Origin of the sequence: Streptomyces sp. NPDC059989, from assembly GCF_042736975.1 — a bacterium.
Lineage (GTDB): Bacteria > Actinomycetota > Actinomycetes > Streptomycetales > Streptomycetaceae > Streptomyces.
In genome coordinates this window covers 1-19915 of record NZ_JBHWUO010000066.1, presented here as the reverse complement: position 1 = coordinate 19915, position 19915 = coordinate 1, and the positions used below count along the sequence as shown (strand labels likewise).

General features: G+C 72.9%; 14 protein-coding genes. 7 read left to right on the top strand and 7 right to left on the bottom strand.

Going from position 1 to position 19915, the window contains the following annotated elements; genetic code table 11:
- Positions 1-11: 11 nt before the first annotated feature.
- From ACFWBN_RS35285 to ACFWBN_RS35275, 3 genes are all read right to left on the bottom strand, one after another.
- Positions 12-1532, bottom strand: coding sequence for a protein kinase (locus ACFWBN_RS35285; protein ID WP_385184363.1), 1521 nt, complete (start codon positions 1530-1532; stop codon positions 12-14).
- On the bottom strand, positions 1529-2113 hold the full coding sequence (locus tag ACFWBN_RS35280; protein WP_385184360.1) for a hypothetical protein: 585 nt from the start codon (positions 2111-2113) through the stop codon (positions 1529-1531). Before ACFWBN_RS35280 ends, ACFWBN_RS35285 begins: the two co-directional genes overlap by 4 nt.
- A 169-nt stretch (positions 2114-2282) precedes the next feature.
- The gene (locus tag ACFWBN_RS35275) at positions 2283-4325 is read right to left on the bottom strand and encodes an N-6 DNA methylase (RefSeq protein WP_385184357.1); all 2043 of its coding nucleotides are present in this window, start codon (positions 4323-4325) and stop codon (positions 2283-2285) included.
- Between the two features lie 156 nt (positions 4326-4481).
- Between ACFWBN_RS35275 and ACFWBN_RS35270 the strand changes: the two genes are divergently transcribed.
- Both ACFWBN_RS35270 and ACFWBN_RS35265 read left to right on the top strand, forming a co-directional pair.
- Complete coding sequence (locus ACFWBN_RS35270) at positions 4482-4910, top strand: hypothetical protein (protein WP_385184354.1); 429 nt, start codon at positions 4482-4484, stop codon at positions 4908-4910.
- 139 nt (positions 4911-5049) lie between these two features.
- Complete coding sequence (locus ACFWBN_RS35265) at positions 5050-5766, top strand: hypothetical protein (protein ID WP_385184352.1); 717 nt, start codon at positions 5050-5052, stop codon at positions 5764-5766.
- A gap of 85 nt (positions 5767-5851) precedes the next feature.
- Here ACFWBN_RS35265 and mfd read toward each other — a convergent pair whose 3' ends face one another.
- Positions 5852-9388, bottom strand: coding sequence for a transcription-repair coupling factor (mfd, locus tag ACFWBN_RS35260; RefSeq protein WP_385184350.1), 3537 nt, complete (start codon positions 9386-9388; stop codon positions 5852-5854).
- A gap of 198 nt (positions 9389-9586) precedes the next feature.
- Here mfd and ACFWBN_RS35255 point away from each other — a divergent pair, with 198 nt between their 5' ends.
- Together ACFWBN_RS35255 and ACFWBN_RS35250 are read left to right on the top strand one after the other, a co-directional pair.
- Positions 9587-9817 (top strand): type II toxin-antitoxin system Phd/YefM family antitoxin, encoded by a 231-nt coding sequence (locus ACFWBN_RS35255; protein WP_385184347.1) that lies wholly within the window; start codon positions 9587-9589, stop codon positions 9815-9817.
- Positions 9818-9980: 163 nt separating this feature from the next.
- Positions 9981-11387 (top strand): DUF2079 domain-containing protein, encoded by a 1407-nt coding sequence (locus tag ACFWBN_RS35250; RefSeq protein WP_385184345.1) that lies wholly within the window; start codon positions 9981-9983, stop codon positions 11385-11387.
- A 97-nt stretch (positions 11388-11484) separates the two neighbouring features.
- Here the strand turns inward: ACFWBN_RS35250 and ACFWBN_RS35245 are convergent, their stop codons facing one another.
- On the bottom strand, positions 11485-14076 hold the full coding sequence (locus ACFWBN_RS35245; RefSeq protein ID WP_385184342.1) for an ABC transporter permease: 2592 nt from the start codon (positions 14074-14076) through the stop codon (positions 11485-11487).
- Positions 14073-14849 carry an ABC transporter ATP-binding protein gene (locus tag ACFWBN_RS35240; RefSeq protein ID WP_385184339.1) on the bottom strand — a complete coding sequence of 259 codons (777 nt, stop codon included), beginning with the start codon at positions 14847-14849 and terminating at the stop codon, positions 14073-14075. The genes ACFWBN_RS35245 and ACFWBN_RS35240 overlap by 4 nt, the downstream gene beginning before the upstream one ends.
- Positions 14850-15518: 669 nt before the next feature.
- Here ACFWBN_RS35240 and ACFWBN_RS35235 point away from each other — a divergent pair.
- Both ACFWBN_RS35235 and ACFWBN_RS35230 read left to right on the top strand, forming a co-directional pair.
- Positions 15519-16976, top strand: a complete 1458-nt coding sequence (locus ACFWBN_RS35235) for an MFS transporter (protein ID WP_385184337.1) — start codon at positions 15519-15521, stop codon at positions 16974-16976.
- A gap of 145 nt (positions 16977-17121) precedes the next feature.
- Positions 17122-17958: a hypothetical protein gene (locus ACFWBN_RS35230; RefSeq protein WP_385184334.1), complete on the top strand. Its 837-nt coding sequence runs from the start codon at positions 17122-17124 to the stop codon at positions 17956-17958.
- Positions 17959-18060: 102 nt separating this feature from the next.
- On the opposite strand, the gene ACFWBN_RS35225 is transcribed toward ACFWBN_RS35230, so the two are convergent.
- Positions 18061-18609: a CGNR zinc finger domain-containing protein gene (locus ACFWBN_RS35225; RefSeq protein WP_385184331.1), complete on the bottom strand. Its 549-nt coding sequence runs from the start codon at positions 18607-18609 to the stop codon at positions 18061-18063.
- Between the two features lie 87 nt (positions 18610-18696).
- Between ACFWBN_RS35225 and ACFWBN_RS35220 the strand changes: the two genes are divergently transcribed.
- On the top strand, positions 18697-19572 hold the full coding sequence (locus ACFWBN_RS35220) for an alpha/beta fold hydrolase (RefSeq protein ID WP_385184329.1): 876 nt from the start codon (positions 18697-18699) through the stop codon (positions 19570-19572).
- Positions 19573-19915: the final 343 nt, after the last annotated feature.

The following is a 19915-nucleotide window of genomic DNA, read 5'->3' as shown; positions in this document are numbered from 1 at the left end:
GACGCGCCCCGTCAGCGGACCTGCCCCAGCCAGTGGAGGGTGCGGCGGATCTCCGTGGGGAAGGGGTGGGCCGGGCCGTGGAGGCGTTCCGCGTCGAACAGGAGGCGGGCCAGGGTGTCGTGGGCCGCCGGGCGGTCGCCGAGGGAGAGCAGCAGGTGCGCTATCCGGCGGCGGACCTCCAGGGGGAGGCCCGGGTCCGGGTTGGCGTAGTGGTTCTCGAAGAGCGGGAGCAGTGAGCGGTACTCGGCCAGGGCCGCTGCCGGTTCGCCGAGTTGCTCCAGGCACTGGGCCGCGTCGTAGCGGAAGCGCAGGGCCTGCGGGTCGCCGGCCGGGAACTCGTCGGCGAGGCGGCGCAGTTCCGGCAGGGCGCGGCGGTACTGGCCGTCGTCCATCAGCGTGGCCGCGTACTGCTTGCGCAGGGAGCGGACCACCGGGGAGTGCTCCCCGTGCTCGGCGGCCGCCGCCGGGAGGATGCCGCCCAGGATGTCCACGGCCTGGGTGAGCTGCCCCTGGTCCAGGAGCTTGCGGGCCTCGTCGACCGCGCCCGGGATGTCCGGCTTCCGCGGGGCGGGTACCGGCGTCGGCGGAGTACTCGGCCGGGGCGGGATGACCGTGGCGCGGTCGGGCCACGGGGCGTGGGGGCGCAGGAAGGGCCGGGTCGGGTCGAGCGGGCCGGCCGGAGCCGCGCTGCCGCGGGACGGGAGCAGCGGGGTGAGGGCCTCGTACACCTCCTGCGCGGAGGCGGGCCGGTCCTGCGGGTCCTTGGCGAGGAGCCGGAGCAGGACGGCCTCCAGCTCCGGCGGGACCTCCGGGCGCAGCTGGCGCACCGGGAGCGGGGGCTCGTAGAGGTGGCGGTGCAGGACGCCGAGGGCGGTGGATCCGGCGAAGGGGACGTTGCCGCTGAGGAGTTCGTACAGCAGCACGCCGAGCGCGTAGAGGTCGGTGTACGGGCCGACCGCGCCGCCCATGGCCTGCTCGGGCGCCATGTAGGCAGGGCTGCCTATGGGCGAGCCGGTGCTCGTGAGGCGGGTGGTGTCGGTGTCCATCACCGAGGCGACGCCGAGGTCCAGGACCAGGACGGTGCCGTCCGGGCGGATCATCACGTTGCGCGGCTTGAGGTCGCGGTGGACGATCGGCACCGCGTGCACGGCCGAGAGCACCGCGCACAGCTGCGCGACCACCGCGACCGCCCACGGCCAGGGGTACGGGTCGTGCTCGGCGAGGTGGTCGGCGAGGTCGGAGCCCTCGACGTAGCCCATGACGAGGAAGAGCTCGTCGCCGTCGCTGCCCGCGTCGTGCACGGTGACCAGGCCGGGGTGGTCGACCTGCGCCGTGACGCGGCACTCGCGCACGAAGCGGCGGCGCAGCTCCTCGGCGACGGTGCCGGGGCCGGCGACCTTGTCGGGGCGCAGCAGTTTCACGGCGACGCGCCGGTCAAGGCGCCGGTCGTAGGCCGTCCAGACCTGGCCCATGCCGCCCTGGCCGAGGATGGTGGCGAGCTGGTAGCGGTCGCCGATGAGCCGGTCGGTCACTGATTACGGTCCTGGATCGCGGTGTCGTTGGGGTCCTGGTACGGGCCGGTACCGGGCTGCTGCGGGGGCTGCGGCTGCTGGGGCTGCTTGCGCAGCAGCTCGCTGAGCTCGTCGAGTTCGGCGCGGACCTGCCCGATGCGCGGGGGCGGGGTCGGCTGCGGCGGAGCGTGCGGCGGGACCTGCGGGGGAACGGGCGCCTGCGCCGGCGGGTACCCGTACGCGGGTCCCGTCTGCCGCGGGGGCGCGTACGGGGCGGGCTGCGCCGGGTACCAGGGCGCGGGCGGGGCCCCGGCCGCGCGGAGCTCGTAGTGGCGGATGTCGGCCACGAGGAAGTACACGCAGCTCGCGAGGGCGGTGAGGAGGGTGCCGCCGGCCCCGGTGTTGCCCTGCCAGCCGCTGGTGTCCTCGGTCGGGTCGATCCCGATCAGCACGACCCACGCGACGGAGAGCCCGACGCTGACGACGAGCAGCGTCCAGTCGACGGTCTTGCGGGTCAGCAGCGCGAGCCGCAGCATCGTGGCCCAGGCCAGGAAGCCACAGCTCAGGATGGGCAGCAGCGCGAACAGCACGCGCAGTGCCACCACACTCCCTGAACTGGGCTGGTGACCGTGCTGCGGCGGGAGGCCGGGGCCGTGCATCGCTGCTCCTGACGGGCCGTGCGGAAAGGCTTGCGGAGCGAAGCGTATAAGCCTTTTCGGCCGCTGGTGAGGGGATGTGCCCAACCGTTGTACGGTCGCCGCACACCCGCCGCTACGGGGTGACCGAGCCGTCCGACAGGCCGTCGTACAGGCCCTGTACGAGCTGCTCCCCGAGGCGCCCCGCCAGCCGCAGCGCGTCCTCGAACTCGGCGAGCGCCCGGAAGCGGGCGCCGTAGCGCTGCTGCTCGGCGAGCGGCAGCCGGGGCAGCTGGAGGCGGCGTACGTCGAGCCGGGTGGCGGTGGAGGCGTGGCTGCTGGCGCGGCGGTTGTTGGCGGTGCCGCGCAGGAATCCGGCCAGGAACCAGGGGTCGAGGGCGGCCGGGTCGGGGCGCAGCAGTTGCAGGCCGCGGCCGGGGACGGCGCCGGCGCAGGTCCCGTCCACGACGCGGGCGGCGGTGGCGCCGCCGACGACGGGGACGAGGACGTCGCCGGGGGCGGTGAGCACCGGTGCGTCGGCGGTGGCGGCCAGGGTTCCGGAGGGGCTGGTTCCGGCGTAGACGTCCTGTTCGGTGAGGACGGGGGCCGTACCGGTGCCGCTGCCGGTGCCGGTGTGCAGGACCAGGGCTCCGGCGCGGGCGAGTTCGCCGATGGTGGTCAGCGACAGCAGGGCCGCGGCTTCGGGGGCCGGGACGGCGGGCGGCGGGGTGAGGCGGGCGGCCCGGGCGAGGGTCTCGTCGAGCCGTTCCCGTACGGCGCCCAGTGCGGCCGGTCCGCCGCCCGCGGCCGGGGGCGGCAGATGGCGGGCGGGGGTGAGGTCCACGTCGTCGTCGAGCAGTTCGATGACGGGCACGATGCGGCTGACGCCCTGGACCTCCTCCACGGAGCCGGTGCGGTCGTAGGCGGCCCAGGCGGCCTCCACCTCGCCGGCCACGGAGGCGATCGCACCGATTCCGCCGGCCCCGCCGACCGCACCGGCCGCGCTGTCGATGAGCAGCAGCCCCTGCGGGGGCACCGCGTGCGGGGCGGGCCTGCGCAGCACCCACAGGTGCAGGGGGATCCCGTACGGCGGGGCGCTGCCGGCCGGGAGCGCGATGACGGCGCGCAGGGCGCCGCGGCGCAGCAGGTCGGCGCGGATGCGGCGGCCGGAGCGGCGGGCGGCGACGGCGGGCGGCATGAGCAGGACGGCGGTGCCGCCCTCGCGGAGGTGGGCGAGGGCGTGCTGGATCCAGGCGAGTTCGGATTCGGTGCGGGCCGGGAAGCCGTACTCCCAGCGCGGGTCGTAGGCCAGTTCCTCGTGGCCCCAGTTGCGTTCGTTGAACGGGGGGTGGCAGAGCACGGCGTCGACGGCGTCCTGCGCGAAGGCGTCGGCGCGCAGGCTGTCGGCGGCGGCCGGGCGGACCTGGGCGGAGCCGTTCAGGGCCAGGCGCAGCGCGGTGAGGGCGGCGAGTTCGGGCGAGGAGTCCTGGGCGTTCAGGACGGTGACTTCGCCAACGGTACTGACGGCGCGCAGCAGGCTTCCGGTGCCGCAGGCGGGGTCGAGCACGGTGCGCACGCCGGGGCCGGCGAGGGCGGCCATGAGCCGGGCGAGGCCGTCCGGGGTGAGGGTGTACTGGCGCGGGTTGGCGTCGAGGTGACGGCCCAGCAGGAACTCGAAGGCCTTGCGGGCGCCGAGTTCGGCGGCGAGTTCGGCGGCGGCCCGCAGCAGCGGCATCGCGGCGGGGCCGGGCCGGGTGGCCTCCAGCGGGTGCCCGGGGCCCAGGCGCGCGCCGAGCACCTGGTCGAGGACGGGCGGGAGCAGGGCGGCCATCCGCTCGTCGGAGACGGCGGTCAGCTCCAGCCAGTCGGCGGGGCGGTCCCGTACGACGAGCAGCGCGCAGCCCGCCGTGACCAGTGCGGTGACGGGGCCGCCGGGGTGGGCGGCGATCTGCTGCCAGACGCGCTCGCGCAGCGGCACCTCGGCGAGTTTGCCCTGGGCGCGCAGCCATCGCTCGACCTCCGCCAGGGCGAAGGAGGGGCTGGTCTCCGTGCCGCCGACGGGCTTGGGGAAGTCGGCGTGCCGGCGCCGCCAGTTGCTCACGGCGGCGCGGCCGACTCCTGCCAGGCGGGCGACCTCGGCGGCGGTGACCTCTGCGCCCGCGGCGCTCTGCTCTGACATGCCGGGGAGCATACCCGTACACACGCCAGAACCCCCTTCACAGCGTGAACTCAACAATTTCTGTGAATCTTGTTGACTCGGTTCACAGGCATCTGGTCTATTGATCACGTCGAACGGCGAACGTCGCACAGCCACCGGAGAGGCAGGAACACACCCATGTCCCACACCCCGCGCAAGAGCTGGATCGCCCGCCACACGTCCCTGACGGTCGGGGGTGCGGTCATCGCACTCGTGGCGGTCGGCGCCTGCACCGGCCCCGACGAGGCCAAGGAGGGCTCCGGACCGAAGCCGTCGGCCTCGGCGTCCAAGGGCGGCGACGCCGCCCCGAAGCCGGCCGAGGAGAAGAAGGCCGCGATCCGCGGCAAGGGCACCTTCGAGGTCGGCAAGGACGTCCAGCCGGGCACCTACCGCACCACCGGCAACGGCAGCGCCGGCTGCTACTGGGAGCGGGCCAAGGACTCCTCGGGCGAGGTGGACTCGATCCTCGCGAACGAGAACGCCACCGGCCCGGCGATCGTGACGATCGGCGCCGAGGACGGGTACTTCAAGACCAGCGACTGCGGGGACTGGAAGAAGGCCGGCTGACCCCGTCCGGTCCGCCGCCCCGCCGGTTCACCGCCCCACCTATCCGGATTCACATCCTCCGGATACCCTCGCCCCCGTTCCTCGCCCCCCGCAGCTGCACGTCCCCGCAGCTCCACGTCCCCGTAACAGAGAGTCCCCCATGCGTACCGCTCACCGTCTGACCGTCACCACCGCCCTCGCCTGCGCCGCCGCCCTGGGGCTCACCGGATGCTTCCAGCCCTCCGGCCCGTTCCCGGACCTGTCCGGCTCCCAGGTGGCCGACAAGTCCGTGAACGCCCTGCGCGGCGCCTCCTCGCTCACCGTCAGCGGCAGCGTCTGGGACGAGGGCAAGCCGCTCCAGCTGAACATGGCGGTCAGCAAGGCCGGCGACTGCAAGGGCTCGATCTCCAGCAAGGAGGGCTCCTTCGAGCTCATCCGCAACGAGCAGTTCGTCTTCATCAAGGCCGACGAGCCCTTCTACCGCTCCCAGATGAAGGACCTGCCCAAGGAGCAGGCGGACGAGGCGGTCAAGCAGATGGCCGGCCACTGGCTGAAGTCGAAGGCCTCGGACCCGGACCTCAAGGAGGTCGCCGACCTCTGCGATCTGGACCAGCTGCTCAAGGAGTTCGAGGACAGCAAGGGCGCGCAGAAGGGCAAGACCACCACGGTCGGCGGCCAGGAGGCGCTCACCCTGACCACGAAGACGACCGACGGCAACGAGACCCTGCTGGTCGCCACCAAGGGCGAGCCGTACCTGCTGAAGGCCACCCTCGACGGCAAGGAGCCGGCGGAGATCTCCTTCAGCGGCTTCAACCAGCCCGTCCAGGCCGAAGCCCCGACCGGCAAGGACGTCATCGACACGGAGCAGGCGGGCTGACCCGGCCGGGCCGGGCCCGGGCGGGCCCGGCCTCCGCCGCGCGTCGGAGCGGGCGCGTCACACGCCGCGCGTCACACCGCGTGCGTCACGAGCCGAGGATCGTCGCGAGGAACTCCCCGGTCCAGGCCAGCAGTTCCCGCCCGACCAGCGGCTTCCCGCCGATCTTCCCCGCCTTGGGGCGCGGGATCAGCACCTGCGAGGTGGCCGGCTTGAGCACCGCACCCGGGTAGAGCCGCTTCAGACGCAGCTCCTGCGATTCGCGCAACTCCACCGGGCCGAAGCGGATGTTGGGGCCCTGGAGGGTGATGTCGGCGACCCCGCACGCGCGGGCGAGCATCCGCAGCCCGGCCACCAGCAGCAGGTTCTCCACCGGCTCGGGGAGCTTGCCGTAGCGGTCCGTGAGCTCCTCCCGTACGGCCTTCACGTCCGCCTCGGAGTTGGCGGAGGCGATGGACCGGTAGGCCTGCAGGCGCAGCCGCTCGCCGGGCGCGTAGTCGTGCGGGACGTGCGCGTCGACCGGCAGCTCGATCTTGACCTCCAGCGGCGGCTCCTCCTCCACCCCGCCCTCGACGGCGGCCCGGTAGTCGGCCACGGCCTCGCCGACCATGCGGATGTACAGGTCGAAGCCGACGCCCGCGATGTGCCCGGACTGCTCGCCGCCGAGCAGGTTGCCCGCGCCGCGGATCTCCAGGTCCTTCATGGCCACGTACATGCCCGCGCCCATCTCGGTGTGCTGGGCGATCGTCGCGAGCCGCTCGTGCGCGGTCTCCGTCAGCGGCTTCTCCGGCGGGTAGAGGAAGTAGGCGTACCCGCGATCGCGGCCGCGGCCCACGCGCCCGCGCAGCTGGTGCAGCTGGGAGAGGCCGAAGTTGTCGCCGCGCTCCACGATCAGGGTGTTGGCGTTGGAGATGTCGATGCCGGACTCGACGATCGTGGTCGAGACGAGCACGTCGAACTTCTTCTCCCAGAAGTCCACGACGACCTGCTCCAGGGCCTGCTCTGACATCTGCCCGTGCGCCGTCGCGATGCGCGCCTCGGGCACGATCTCGCGCAGCTTGGCGGCCGCCCGGTCGATGGACTCGACCCGGTTGTGGATGTAGAAGCACTGGCCCTCGCGCAGCAGTTCGCGGCGGATGGCCGCGCCGATCTGCTTCTCCTCGTACGGGCCGACGAAGGTGAGGACCGGGTGCCGCTCCTCCGGCGGGGTGGTGATCGTCGACATCTCGCGGATGCCGGTCACCGCCATCTCCAGGGTGCGCGGGATCGGCGTCGCCGACATCGTCAGCACGTCCACGTTGGCGCGGAGCTTCTTCAGCTGCTCCTTGTGCTCGACGCCGAACCGCTGCTCCTCGTCGACGATGACCAGGCCCAGGTCCTTGAACTTGGTCTCCTGCGAGAACAGCCGGTGCGTGCCGATGACCACGTCCACCGAGCCCTCGCGCAGCCCCTCCAGGGTGGCCTTGGACTCGCTGTCGCTCTGGAAGCGGGACAGCGGGCTCACCTTGACGGGGAACTGGCTGTAGCGCTCGGAGAAGGTGCCGAAGTGCTGCTGCACGAGCAGGGTCGTGGGTACGAGGACGGCGACCTGCTTGCCGTCCTGGACCGCCTTGAACGCGGCCCGGACCGCGATCTCGGTCTTGCCGTAGCCGACGTCGCCGCAGATCAGCCGGTCCATGGGAACGGACTTCTCCATGTCCTCCTTGACCTCGGCGATGGTGGTGAGCTGGTCGGGCGTCTCCGCGTACGGGAAGGCGTCCTCCAGCTCGCGCTGCCAGGGGGTGTCCGGGCCGAAGACGTGGCCGGGGGCCGCCATGCGCGCGCTGTAGAGCTTGATGAGGTCGGCGGCGATCTCCTTGACCGCCTTCTTGGCGCGCGCCTTGGTCTTGGTCCAGTCGGCGCCGCCGAGCCGGTGCAGGGTCGGGGCCTCGCCGCCCACGTACTTGGTGACCTGCTCCAGCTGGTCGGTGGGGATGTAGAGGCGGTCGCCGGGCTGGCCGCGCTTGGCGGCGGCGTACTCGACGAGGAGGTACTCGCGGGTCGCGCCCTGGACGGTGCGCTGCACCATCTCGATGTAGCGGCCGACGCCGTGCTGTTCGTGGACGATGTAGTCGCCGGCCTCCAGGGTCAGCGGGTCGATCGTCTTGCGGCGGCGCGTCGGCATCCGGCCGAGGTCCTTGGTGGCGGTGCGCTGGCCGGTGAGGTCGGTCTCGGTCAGTACCGCGATCTTCAGCACCGGGTCGACGAAGCCGTTGTCGACCGAACCGCACGCGACGTGCACCAGGCTCGGCTCCAGGGCGCGCAGGTCCGACTCCAGCCGGGCCGCGATGCCCTCGCCGGAGAGGACCTCGACGGTGCGGGCGGCCGGGCCGTGGCCCTCGGTGAGGTAGACGGTGTGCCAGCCGTCGGCGATCCAGCCCTTGGTGTCGGCGAGCGCGCGGGCGGTGTCGCCGCGGTAGGCCTCGGGGGCGTGCATGCCGAGCTTCAGTGTGTCTCCGCCCGAGGCCGTCTCGTCGGCGGCGAAGGGGGACACGGACCACCACATCATGCCCAGCTCGCGCGCGTGCTCCCGTACGTCCGCGATCCCGCGCAGCGAGGCCGCGCCGACGTCGATCGGGGCCTCGCCGCCGCCGGCGGTGGCCGCCCAGGAGGCCATGAGGAACTCCTGGGAGGTGGCCACCAGGTCGGCGGCCCGGGTCCGCACCCGCTCGGGGTCGCACACGACGGCCATCGCCCCGGCGGGCAGCACGTCGATCAGCAGCTCCATGTCGTCGACCAGCACCGGGGCCAGGGACTCCATGCCCTCGACGGCGATCCCCTCCGCGATCTTGTTCAGCAGCTCGCCGAGCTCGGGGTGCGCCTCGGCGAGGGCCGCGGCCCGCTCCCGCACGTCGTCGGTCAGCAGCAGCTCGCGGCAGGGCGGGGCCCACAGCCCGTGCTCGGCGACCTCCAGGGACCGCTGGTCGGCGACCTTGAAGTAACGGATCTCCTCGACCTCGTCGCCCCAGAACTCGATGCGCAGCGGGTGTTCCTCGGTGGGCGGGAACACGTCGAGGATGCCGCCGCGCACGGCGAACTCCCCGCGCTTCTCGACGAGCTCGACGCGCGCGTACGCGGCGGCGGCCAGCGCCCGGGTCACCTCGCCGAGGTCGACGCTCTGCCCCTGCCGCAGAGCCACGGGCACCAGGTCCCCGAGCCCCTTGACCTGCGGCTGGAGCACGGAGCGGATCGGCGCGACGACCACGGAGACGGGTCCGGCGGCCGGGTCGTCCTTGCTCGGGTGCGCGAGCCGGCGCAGCACGGCGATCCGGCGGCCGACGGTGTCGCTGCGCGGGCTGAGCCGCTCGTGCGGGAGCGTCTCCCAGGACGGGTAGTCCACCACCTGGTCGGGCGAGGGCAGCAGCGACCGCAGTGCGGCGGCCAGGTCCTCGGCCTCGCGCCCGGTGGCGGTCACCGCGAGGACGGTCCGCCCGGTCTGCCGGGCCAGCGCGGCGATCGCGAAGGGCCGCGCCGCGGCGGGGCCGACCAGGTCCACGTGCATGCGGTTGCCGTCCCCGGCCGCGGTGACCGCCTCGGCGAGGGCGGCATCCCGGGTGACGGCGTCGAGCAGTCCGTGCAGGCTCATGTAGAGGCTTTCCGTCCGGTGAAGGGGCAACGCGAAGGGCCCGACACGTCGTACGGGCCGGGGGTTCCCACCCTACGACGCGCCCCGGCCCCACGCGCGAGGGATTCGCGTCCCCCGTGGGGGTGACGGCGCTGGCGGAGATCGGGCCGGTACGGCAAGGCTGCTGCTCAGCCATTGGACCTGCTCTGGAGTGCCCGCTTGGAAGCAGCCGCGCAGTATGACGTCCACGAGGCGAGTACCCACATCGCCGCAATCCTTCAACTGGTGGCCACCGGCCAGGAGGTGATCATCACCAGAGCAGGGGAACCAGTGGCCAAGGTGGTCCCCTTCACGAGGAACGTTCCCCGGACCGCACGCGGCTCCCTGAGCGAGCCGGTTGTCTTCTTCGAGGACCGTGCCGGGGACGCCTCGCACGATGCCCGTGCGTGACGGTGTGACCCGGGCCCGTGTTCCTACCGAGGCCGCGCCTGCGGAGTAGGGCTCCCCTCCCGCCGAGGGGCGGGGAGGATGTCAAGATGTTGACGTACTGACCGTCTGAGCTCGCCGCGTCGCACCGCCGGAGAGACGCCACTGCCCGGGGGAGCACGAGTCCGTGACGAGCGATGCGATAGCCCGCCCCGCGCAGGCGGGGACGATCGTGAAGGCGGGCAGGGTCCGGTGGGCCGGGCCCTGGCTGGTGGCCGGCGGGCTGTTCCTCGTGTACCTCGTGCTGTCCGTCGGGCGGTTCCGGCGGATGGAGTGGGCCTCCTGGGACCTGGGGATCTTCGAGCAGGCCATCCGCGCGTACGCGCACCTGCAGGCGCCCGTCGCCGACCTGAAGGGGCCCGGGGCCAACATCCTCGGGGACCACTTCAGCCCGGTCATCGCGCTCGTCGCCCCCGTCTACCGGATCTTCCCCGGGCCCGTGACCCTGCTGGTCGTCCAGGCCGCCCTGTTCGCGCTCGCCGCCGTCCCCGTGACCCGGGCGGCCGGCCGGTTCCTCGGCCACGCCCGCGGGATCGCCGTCGGCGTCGCCTACGGACTGTCCTGGGGGATCCAGCGGGCCGTGGAGTTCGACTTCCACGAGATCGCCTTCGCCGTCCCGCTGATCGCCTTCGCCCTGGAGGCGCTGCTCGCCCGCCGCTGGACGGCCGCGCTGCTGTGGGGGCTGCCGCTGATCCTCGTCAAGGAGGACCTCGGCTTCACGCTCGCCGCCCTGGCCGTCGTCGTGGCCTGGCGGGCCCGGACCGCCGACCGGCGGGCCGCCTGGACCGCGCTCGGCGTCGCCGCCGGGGCCACCGTCTTCGCCGTCCTCGTCTTCACCGTCTTCATACCGGCCTTCGCCACCGCGGGCTACGGCTACTGGGACAAGCTCGACGGCGCGGGCACCCCCCTCGACGGCGTCGGCACCAAGCTCACCACCCTGGCCTGGGTGCTCCTCCCCACCTCCGGGCTGCTCGCCCTGCGCTCGCCGCTGCTGCTGGTCGCCGCCCCCACCCTCGGCTGGCGGTTCCTGTCCGGCGACGACCACTACTGGTCCACCGACTGGCACTACAGCGCCGTGCTCATGCCCGTCGTGGCCCTCGCCCTCGTCGACGCCATCGACACCGCCCGGCGCAGCGACCGGCCCCGGCTGCGCTCGTACGCCCTCCAGATGCCCACCGCCGCCTTGGCCGCCGCCCTCGCCCTGAGCGCGACCGCCATGCCGACCGCCAAGCTCGCGGAAGCCCGTACGTACGAGAAGCCGGCCCGCGTCACCGCCATCGAGCGGCTCCTCGACCGGATCCCCGACGGGGCCACCGTGGAGGCCGACACCACCCCGCTGACCCGGCTGACCTCCCGCTGCCGCGTCCTGTGGATCAGCGGAAGCAAGGGCGTGGTCCCCGACTGGATCGCCATCGACAACGGCTCCAAGTGGGCCGGCGAGGACCCGACCGTCTACGCCCGCCAGCTGCACCCCGGCGAGCGGTTCACCGTGGTGGGAGAGGCCGAGGGCGTCGTCCTGATGCGGCGCGGCTGATCCATCGGCCCTGGCGGGACCAGCCGGAAAAGGCGCCGGCCCGGAACCTCCCCCGTAGGTCCCGGACCAGCGCCTCCCCGTACGACCGCGGCGGGTGCTACTCGCTCGCGATCGCGTTCAGTACGTTCATCCGCCCCGCCCGGAAGGCCGGGACCAGTGCGGCGAACAGGCCCACCAGGGCCGAGCCCGCGAACACCCCGAGGATCGTCGGCCACGGGATCTCCAGCACCTTCAGGCCCTGGAGCGCGAGCAGCTGCTGTGCGGTGGCCCCCCAGCCCATGCCCAGCCCGAGGCCGAGCAGGGCGCCGAAGAGGGCGATGACCACCGACTCCAGGCGGATCATGCGGCGCAGCTGGCGGCGGGAGAGGCCGATGGCGCGCATCAGGCCGATCTCGCGGGTCCGCTCCACCACCGACAGGGCGAGGGTGTTCACGACGCCCAGGACCGCGACGATGATGGCGAGGGCGAGGAGCCCGTAGACGATGTTCAGGAGCTGGCCGACCTGGTCCTTCAGGGCCTGCTTGTAGTCGGCCTGGTTGCGGACGACGTACTGCGGGTACTCCGCCAGCCCCTTCTTGACCTCCGTGTACGCGGCGGCCTGGTCCTGCCCGTCCTTCGCGCTGGCCAGCAGCATGAACGGGCGCGGCAGCCTGTCGGCCGGGACGTTCGCCTCGGCGACGGCGGTGCTGACGTACTTCATGCCCTTGTCGAGGTTGCCCTCGTCGCTGGTGATCGCCGCGATCTTCAGCTTGACGGTGTTGCCGCCGGTGAAGGCGACCGTCATCTCGTCGCCGAGCTTGATGCCGTGCTTGGTGGCGTACTCCGAGCCCACCGACATCGCGTTCGCCCCGTACGCCGCCGCGTGCTCGCCGGCGGTCATCTTGCGCCGGATGTCCTTGGCGTACGTCGGGTCGGTTGCGCCGAGGCCGTCCTCCTCGGTGGCGCCGTCGGGGGCGGTGATCTTGGCGTCCACCTCCCGGTAGGCGGTGACGTGGTCGAGGCCCTTGATGCCGCGCATGGCCTGCTCGGCCTGCGGCATGACCGGCTGCCCGGTCTGGGAGCTGACGATGAAGTCCGCGCCGACCGACTTGTCGAGCTCTTCGGTGGCCGAGGCCACCATCGAGGAGCCGACCACCGACAGGCAGGCGACCAGCGCGAGGCCGATCATCAGGGCGGCGGCGGTGGCGCCGGTGCGGCGCGGGTTGCGCAGGGCGTTGCGCTCGGCGAGCCGGCCGATGGACCCGAAGGGCCGCAGGACGATGCCGGAGAGCACCCGCACCACGCCCGCGGCGAGCAGCGGGCCGATCACGATGAAGCCGATGAGGGTGAAGACGACGCCGAGGCCCAGCCAGAGCGATCCGGGGCCGGCCTTGTCGGCGGCCGTGGCGAGGAAGAGCCCGGCGCCGCCGATGGCGGTGAGGACCAGGCCGATGACGGCGCGGACGACGCCGGCCTTCTTGTCGCCGGGGGTGCCCGACTCGCGCAGGGCGGCCATCGGGGAGACCTTGCCGGCCCGGCGGGCCGGGATGAAGGCGGCGACGACGGTGACGATGACGCCGAGGGCGATGCCGACGACCGGGGTGGTCCAGGCGACGGTGAGGTCGTCGGTGGACAGGTTCATGCCCATCTGGCCCATGAGCTTCATCAGCCCGACGGCCAGGCCCACACCCGCGCCGACGCCCAGGACCGAGCCGACGAGGCCGAGGAGGAAGGCCTCCAGGACGACGGACTTGAGGACCTGGCCGCTGTCGGCGCCGATGGCGCGCATCAGGCCGATCTCGCGGGTGCGCTGGGTGACCAGCATGGCGAAGGTGTTGAAGATCAGGAAGATGCCGACGAGGAAGGCGATGAGGGCGAAGCCGAGCATCGCGTACTTCATGACGTTGAGGAAGGAGCCGACGTCCTTGCGGCCCTGGTCCGCGGATTCCTTGGCCGTCTGCAGCTTGTAGGTGTCGGCGCCGACCGCGGCGGCGATGTTCCCCTTGAGCTGCCCGTCGGTGACGCCGTCCTTGGCGGTGACGTTGATGTTGGTGAACATGCCGGGCGCGCCGAGCAGTTCACGCTGGGCGGTGGCCGTGTCGAAGTAGACGACGGTGGCGCCCGGGTTGGTGACCTTGAAGGTGGCGATGCCGGAGATCTTGGCGCGGAAGTCGCCGGTGACGGCGATGGTGCGCAGCTCGTCGCCGATCTTCAGCTTGTGCTTCTTCGCCGTGTCGGCGTCGACCATCACCTCGGTGGGGCCGCGCGGCTCGTGACCGGAGCTGACGGCCATCGACTTGAGCTCGTTGTCGTTCCAGCTGGCGGCGATCGTCGGGGCGCCGGAGGTGGGGCCGACGTTCTTGTTCTCGGCGTTCACGACCGTGACGGACAGCGAGATGACGCTGCCCTGGGCCGACTGGACGCCCTGCACCGCGGAGACCTTCTGGACGGCGTCGCCGGGGATGGTCGCGGGCCGGGCGTTGCGCGGGTTCTCGACGTCGTCGTCCCCGCCGCCGGCCGCCTTCGCGGAGACGGTGACGTCGGCGCCGGTGGTGGCGAACAGCTTCTCGAAGGTGGCGTTCATGGTGTCGGTGAACACCAGGGTGCCGCAGACGAAGGCCACCGAGAGCAGGACCGCGATGGCGGAGAGCGCCATCCGTCCCTTGTGCGCGACGAAGTTGCGCCGCGAGGTCTTCAGGACGGTGCTCATGAGGTCCGCCCGCGCGCGTCGAAGTCCTTCATGCGGTCGAGGACCTGGTCCGCGGTGGGCCCGTACATCTCGTCGACGATCGCGCCGTCGGCGAGGAAGATGACGCGGTCCGCGTAGGAGGCGGCGACCGGGTCGTGCGTGACCATCACGATGGTCTGGCCGAGCTCGTCCACGGAGCGGCGCAGGAAGCCGAGGACCTCGGCGCCGGCCCGGGAGTCCAGGTTTCCGGTCGGCTCGTCGCCGAAGATGATCTGCGGGCGGGCGGCGAGGGCGCGGGCGACCGCCACGCGCTGCTGCTGGCCGCCGGAGAGCTCGGTCGGGCGGTGCTTGAGGCGGCCGGCGAGGCCGACGGTCTCCACGACCCGGTTCAGCCACTCCGCGTCGGGCTTGCGGCCCGCGATGTCCATGGGGAGCGTGATGTTCTCCAGGGCGTTGAGCGTGGGCAGCAGGTTGAAGGCCTGGAAGATGAAGCCGATCCGGTCGCGGCGCAGCTGCGTGAGCTTCTTGTCCTTCAGCCCGGTGATCTCGGTGTCGTCCAGGTGGATCTGCCCGCTGGTCACCGTGTCGAGACCGGCGAGGCAGTGCATCAGCGTGGACTTGCCGGAGCCGGAGGGACCCATGATCGCGGTGAACTGGCCGCGCATGATGTCCACGTCCACCTCGTCGAGGGCGACGACCCGCGTCTCCCCGGAGCCGTAGGCCTTGACGACCTTGCGCGCCCGGGCCGCGACGGCTTCATGCCCTCCAGTACCCCCGTGCCTGGTTTCGGTCATAGCCGTTGTCACGGTGTTTCTCCTTCTACTGCTGCTGCGGTGGCGTGCGTCGCCCGTCAGGAAGTCTGTTGTGGATCGGAGCCCGGCGCGCTGGTGCCCCTCGCCGTATCCGTACGGGGGTTAACCCCACCCCCCTGGGCGGCTTCCGGCCCCCGGCCCATGTGAACCAGTTAAAGACGCGGCCGGACCTTCGGCCTCATCCGCCGGGACGAAAGACCCCTGGCCCGTTGTGCTGAGGGACCCCTAGGGGTTCTCCCCCCTCCGGGGGAGCTGGCCTGGGGGATACCGCGGGATACAGGCGCGGTGAGAAGGTGTTCCCCGCAAGTGCGTGCAGGGGGAAGGAATCTCGTGGGCCCAGGGGAGAGCACGGCCGCAAGCCCGGACGGCATACCGGAACAGCGCGCGAAGGGCCCGTCGGGCAGCCCGGTTCCAGCCAAAGCTTCACCGGCGGGCGGGGCCGGCGAGGAGGGGTGTGCCGCACCATCCGACCGCGGCCGGGCAGAACCAGCCCCGCCGGCGATTGAGGCGCGGGGTCTGGGGCAGCGCCCCAGCAGCCGGTCCGCAGGCGCAGGTGCGACCGTCGTCGGAGCGGGTGGGGCCGGTGCGGCCGCGGCAGGCGGGGCGGCGGCGCAGCCCGGGCGCCCGGGCGCAGCCGTAGTCGCGTCGCTCATGCTCGGCATGGCGCTCGTCGCCCTCGACAGCACGATCGTCTCCACCGCCGTCCCCCAGATCGTCGGCGACCTCGGCGGCTTCTCCGTCTTCTCCTGGCTCTTCTCCGGCTATCTCCTCGCCGTCACCGTCACCCTCCCCGTCTACGGCAAGCTGTCCGACACCTTCGGCCGCAAGCCCGTCCTGCTCTTCGGCATCGGCCTCTTCCTCGTCGGCTCGCTGCTCTGCGCGCTCGCCTGGAACATGGCCGCCCTCATCGCCTTCCGGATCGTCCAGGGCCTGGGCGGCGGCGCCCTCCAGGGCACGATCCAGACCCTGGCCGGCGACCTCTACCCGCTCAAGGACCGGCCGAGGATCCAGGCCCGGATGTCCACCGTCTGGGCCACCTCGGCCGTGGCCGGCCCGGCGCTCGGCGGGCTGCTCGCCTCGTACGCGCACTGGCGCTGGATCTTCCTGATCAACCTGCCGCTGGCCGCCCTTGCCCTGTGGATGATCGCCCGTCACCTGACCGAGCCCGTACGGTCCCCCGGGCGCCGTGGCCCGGTCGACTGGGCGGGCGCCCTCGGCGTCTTCGCCTGCGGCGGGCTGCTGCTCTTCGCGCTCGTGCAGGGCGGGGTCGCCTGGCCCTGGCTGTCCGCGCCCTCGCTGGGACTGCTGGGCGCGAGCGCTGTGCTGGCCGCGGTGGTGGTCCGGGTGGAGCGCCGCGCCGAGGAACCGATTCTGCCCGGCTGGGTCTGGCGCCGGCGCACCATCGCCGCCGTCAACCTCGCCATGGGCGCGCTCGGCCTGCTGATGGTCGCCCCGATGGTGTTCATGCCGACGTACGCCCAGTCCGTGCTCCGCCTCGGACCCGTCAGCGCCGGACTGGTCATGTCCGTGATGACTCTGAGCTGGCCCATCACCGCCGCCCTCAGCCAGCACGTGTACCGGCGCATCGGCTTCCGCAACACCGCTGCCGTCGGGATCGCGCTGGCGGCGGTGATCCTGTACTCCTTCACCCTGCTCCCCCACCCCGCCCGGCCCTGGCAGCCCGCGCTGATCATGCTGCTGCTGGGCGGCGCCCTCGGCCTCTTCCAGCTCCCGCTGGTCGTCGGGGTCCAGTCCACCGTGGGCTGGGCGGAACGCGGAACGGCGACGGCCTCGATCCTCTTCTCCCGCCAGGTCGGCCAGAGCGTGGGCGCGGCCCTGCTGGGGGCCGTCGCCAACGCCACCATCGCCGCCCGCCTGGTGGACGCCCCCATGCCGGGGCTACCGGACAACCTGGACGACGTATCGAAGGCCCTGGACCAGCCCGGACTGCTCTCGCAGACCGCCGCCGACTACCTGCGCGAGGCCGTGGCCGCCGCCGTGGACCACATCTTCCTCGGCGCGACGGGCGCGGCCGTGGCCTCGCTGCTGGTCCTGCTGCTGGTGGCGCCGCGGAAGTTCCCGGTACTGCCGGATCAGCGCGAGGAGTAGTCCGCGGCGGCAAGGCGCGGGAACAGGACCCGGAACCGGACCCGGGAGCGATCCCCGACGCCAACGGGCGGAAAGCGGCCCCGACTTGTCATGCCCCAGGCCAATGGGTAAGGGTCTGTCCCAGGACCATCTCCAGGGGGACGACATGGCTTCCGCACTCTTCGCACTGGCGTTACTGGCCGCACTGGCCGGGCCGATCGGCCTGCGGCTGCGCCGCCACCCGGGCTTCGTCACCGGCCGCGACGGCCGGCTGTCCACCTCCACGGCCCTGGCCCTGGCCTGGACGGTGATCCTGGTCTGGCTGCTGCTCACGATCCTCGCCTACGGGCTCACGGCGGGCGGCGGAGTCCCGTACTTCCAGGGCTCCGACGGCCCGCTGTCCACACTGACGACGGTGTACCTGCCGCTGCTCGGAGGCCCGTACGCGGCCCTGATCGGGGCGAAGACGGTCGTCGGCATACGGGTGGAGAGCGGCAGCCTGGTCAAGCCGGCCCCGAAGCCGACCGCCTCGGGGCGGCGGCCGCTGCGGGAGCTGATCGCGAACGACAGCGGGCGGACGGACCTGGTCGACCTCCAGTACGTCGTACTGAGCGGGGTCACGATGCTGTACGTGGCGCTGTTCTTCCTCGCGGACGTGGGCGGGGGGCTCCCCCGGCTCCCGTCCGAGATCTGGGCCCTGACGGGGGCTCCGGCCGGCGCCTACCTCCTGAACAAGCTGGCCACCCGGGCGAACCCGGTGATCACCCAGGTCACCGTCTCCGAGGGCCGCCTCACGGTCGAGGGCGGCGGCTTCACCGACCCCCGTCTCACGGTCGACGACACCGCCCTGCCCGCCACCCCGGACCCGGCCACGGGCGCCCTGACGGCCCCCCTCCCCGAGGCCACCCGCCCGCCGTTCACGGTGGTGGTGACCTCCCGGGGCCTGCGCAGCGACCCGTTCCGCTACGAGTCCCCGAAGCCGGGGGTTCCGGCCCAGCGGTGACGGCTGCGCCTGCGCCCGCTCCGGTCAACGGCCTGCCAGCCGCCCCGGGGCTCCGCCCCGGACCCCGCTCCTCAAACGCCGGAGGGGCTGGGCTTGGCTCCGTCAGAGGCCCTTGTGGCGGGCGTAATAGCGGGCCACCCGGGCCCGGTTGCCGCAAGCGGCGGCCACGCACCAGCGGCGCCGCGGATGCGCCGGGAGGAACAGCAGCACGCAGTCCTCCGCCTCGCACGCGCGGACCGACGTCACGCGCGGGTCGGTCAGGAGCTCCGCGACCGCCTCGGCCAGTTCCGCCGCGAGCCGCTCCGCCGGGGCGGCCGCCCGGTGCGGGACCGCCGTGAGGCCGGTCTCCGGGGTCCAGGCCAGCTCGCGGTGGGACGGGGCCGCGGCCAGGGCCCCGTTCAGCGCGCGCAGCGCATCGGCCGGGGGTCGCTCATCGCGCCGGGCGGCGTCGAGCGCTGCCCGCGCGGCCTCCCGTACGGCCCGTACGGCGGCCACCTCGGCCGCACCCACCTCGCCAGCCGGCGTCAGCCGCCCGGCCTGTTCGGCCAGCCACGCCCCGAGACCCGCCGGGTCGGCGACGAGGTCGCCCTCGGCGGTCCGGGTGTTGAGGAGGTCCAGAGCCAGGGGCTCACCGGTAAGCGGAAAGGTCACTGTCACATGACTAATGCTACCTGAACCACTTGACCCGTTAGGCAAGATCGGCAAAGCTAATGCCACCAAGCACACAGGAGGCATGTGATGACCGCTCGCCGCACCATCCCGTCCGTCCAGCACCGCACCGTCGACGTGGACGGCGTACGCGTCGCCTACCGCGAGAGCGGTCCCGCCGACGGCCCCGTCCTCCTGCTCCTGCACGGCTTCCCGACCGCCTCGCACCAGTTCGCCCGCCTGATGGACGCCCTCGGCGACACCCCGTACCGCCTGATCGCCCCGGACTACCCCGGCTTCGGCCGGACCGAGGCCCCGGAAGGGTTCACCTACACCTTCGACCGGCTCGCCGACATCGTGGAGGGCTTCACCGACGCCCTGCGCCTCGACCGCTTCGCCCTGTACGTCTTCGACTTCGGCGCCCCGGTCGGGCTGCGGCTCGCCACGCGCCGGCCGGACCGGGTCACCGGGCTGATCGTGCAGAACGGCAACGCGTACGAGGAGGGCCTCTCGGACGCGGCCCGCGAGTTCACCGGGCTGCGGCGGGAGGTCCCGGGCAACGAGGAGCGGATCCGGGGGCTCTTCACCCTGGAGGGCACCCGCTTCCAGTACGAGACCGGCGTCGCCGACACCGGCCTCGTCTCCCCCGACAGCTGGACCCTCGACGTGCACTACCTGGGCCTGCCGGAGCGGGCCGACGCCCAGGCCGACCTCGCCTTCGACTACGCCTCGAACCTCGCTCAGTACCCGGCCTGGCAGGCGTGGTTGCGGGCGGCGGGGGTGCCGGTGCTGGTCGTGTGGGGAGCGGGCGACCCCTTCTTCACACCGGCGGGGGCGAAGGCGTACCTGCGGGACGTGCCGGACGCGGATGTCCACGTCTTCGAGGGCGCGGGCCACTTCGCCCTGGAGACCCACCTCCCGGAGATCGCCCCCCTGATCTCCACCTTCCTGACCGACCTCCCGTAGCCAAACCCAGCCCCGCCGGGGGACCGGCCGGAGCAAACCCAGCCCCGCCGGGGGACCGGCCGGAGCCAAACCCAGCCCCGCCGGGGGACCGGCCGGAGCAAACCCAGCCCCGCCGGGGGACCGGCCGGAGCCAAACCCAGCCCCGCCGGCGTTTGAGGCGCGGGGTCCGGGGCGGAGCCCCGGGCGGCCGGCAGGCCGCTGTCCGGACCCGAGCCCCCCGGCACGGAACCGGCACAAGATCCGCCGAGCCCCCCCCCGTTACCGTTTTCGTGGCTCCGCAATGGGGCTACCGGCCTTCGGGTCCGGCATGACTTCCCCCCCTTGTTGTTGATGATCCGGGGGG

Excerpts from the sequence above, each read along its gene's own strand:
- ACFWBN_RS35275 (WP_385184357.1), bottom strand. The coding sequence starts at position 4,325 with ATGTCAGAGCAGAGCGCCGCGGGCGCAGAGGTCACCGCCGCCGAGGTC.
- ACFWBN_RS35235 (WP_385184337.1), top strand. The coding sequence starts at position 15,519 with ATGCTCGGCATGGCGCTCGTCGCCCTCGACAGCACGATCGTCTCCACC.
- ACFWBN_RS35245 (WP_385184342.1), bottom strand. The coding sequence starts at position 14,076 with ATGAGCACCGTCCTGAAGACCTCGCGGCGCAACTTCGTCGCGCACAAG.
- ACFWBN_RS35230 (WP_385184334.1), top strand. The coding sequence starts at position 17,122 with ATGGCTTCCGCACTCTTCGCACTGGCGTTACTGGCCGCACTGGCCGGG.
- ACFWBN_RS35265 (WP_385184352.1), top strand. The coding sequence starts at position 5,050 with ATGCGTACCGCTCACCGTCTGACCGTCACCACCGCCCTCGCCTGCGCC.
- mfd (WP_385184350.1), bottom strand. The coding sequence starts at position 9,388 with ATGAGCCTGCACGGACTGCTCGACGCCGTCACCCGGGATGCCGCCCTC.
- ACFWBN_RS35270 (WP_385184354.1), top strand. The coding sequence starts at position 4,482 with ATGTCCCACACCCCGCGCAAGAGCTGGATCGCCCGCCACACGTCCCTG.
- ACFWBN_RS35240 (WP_385184339.1), bottom strand. The coding sequence starts at position 14,849 with ATGACCGAAACCAGGCACGGGGGTACTGGAGGGCATGAAGCCGTCGCG.
- ACFWBN_RS35220 (WP_385184329.1), top strand. The coding sequence starts at position 18,697 with ATGACCGCTCGCCGCACCATCCCGTCCGTCCAGCACCGCACCGTCGAC.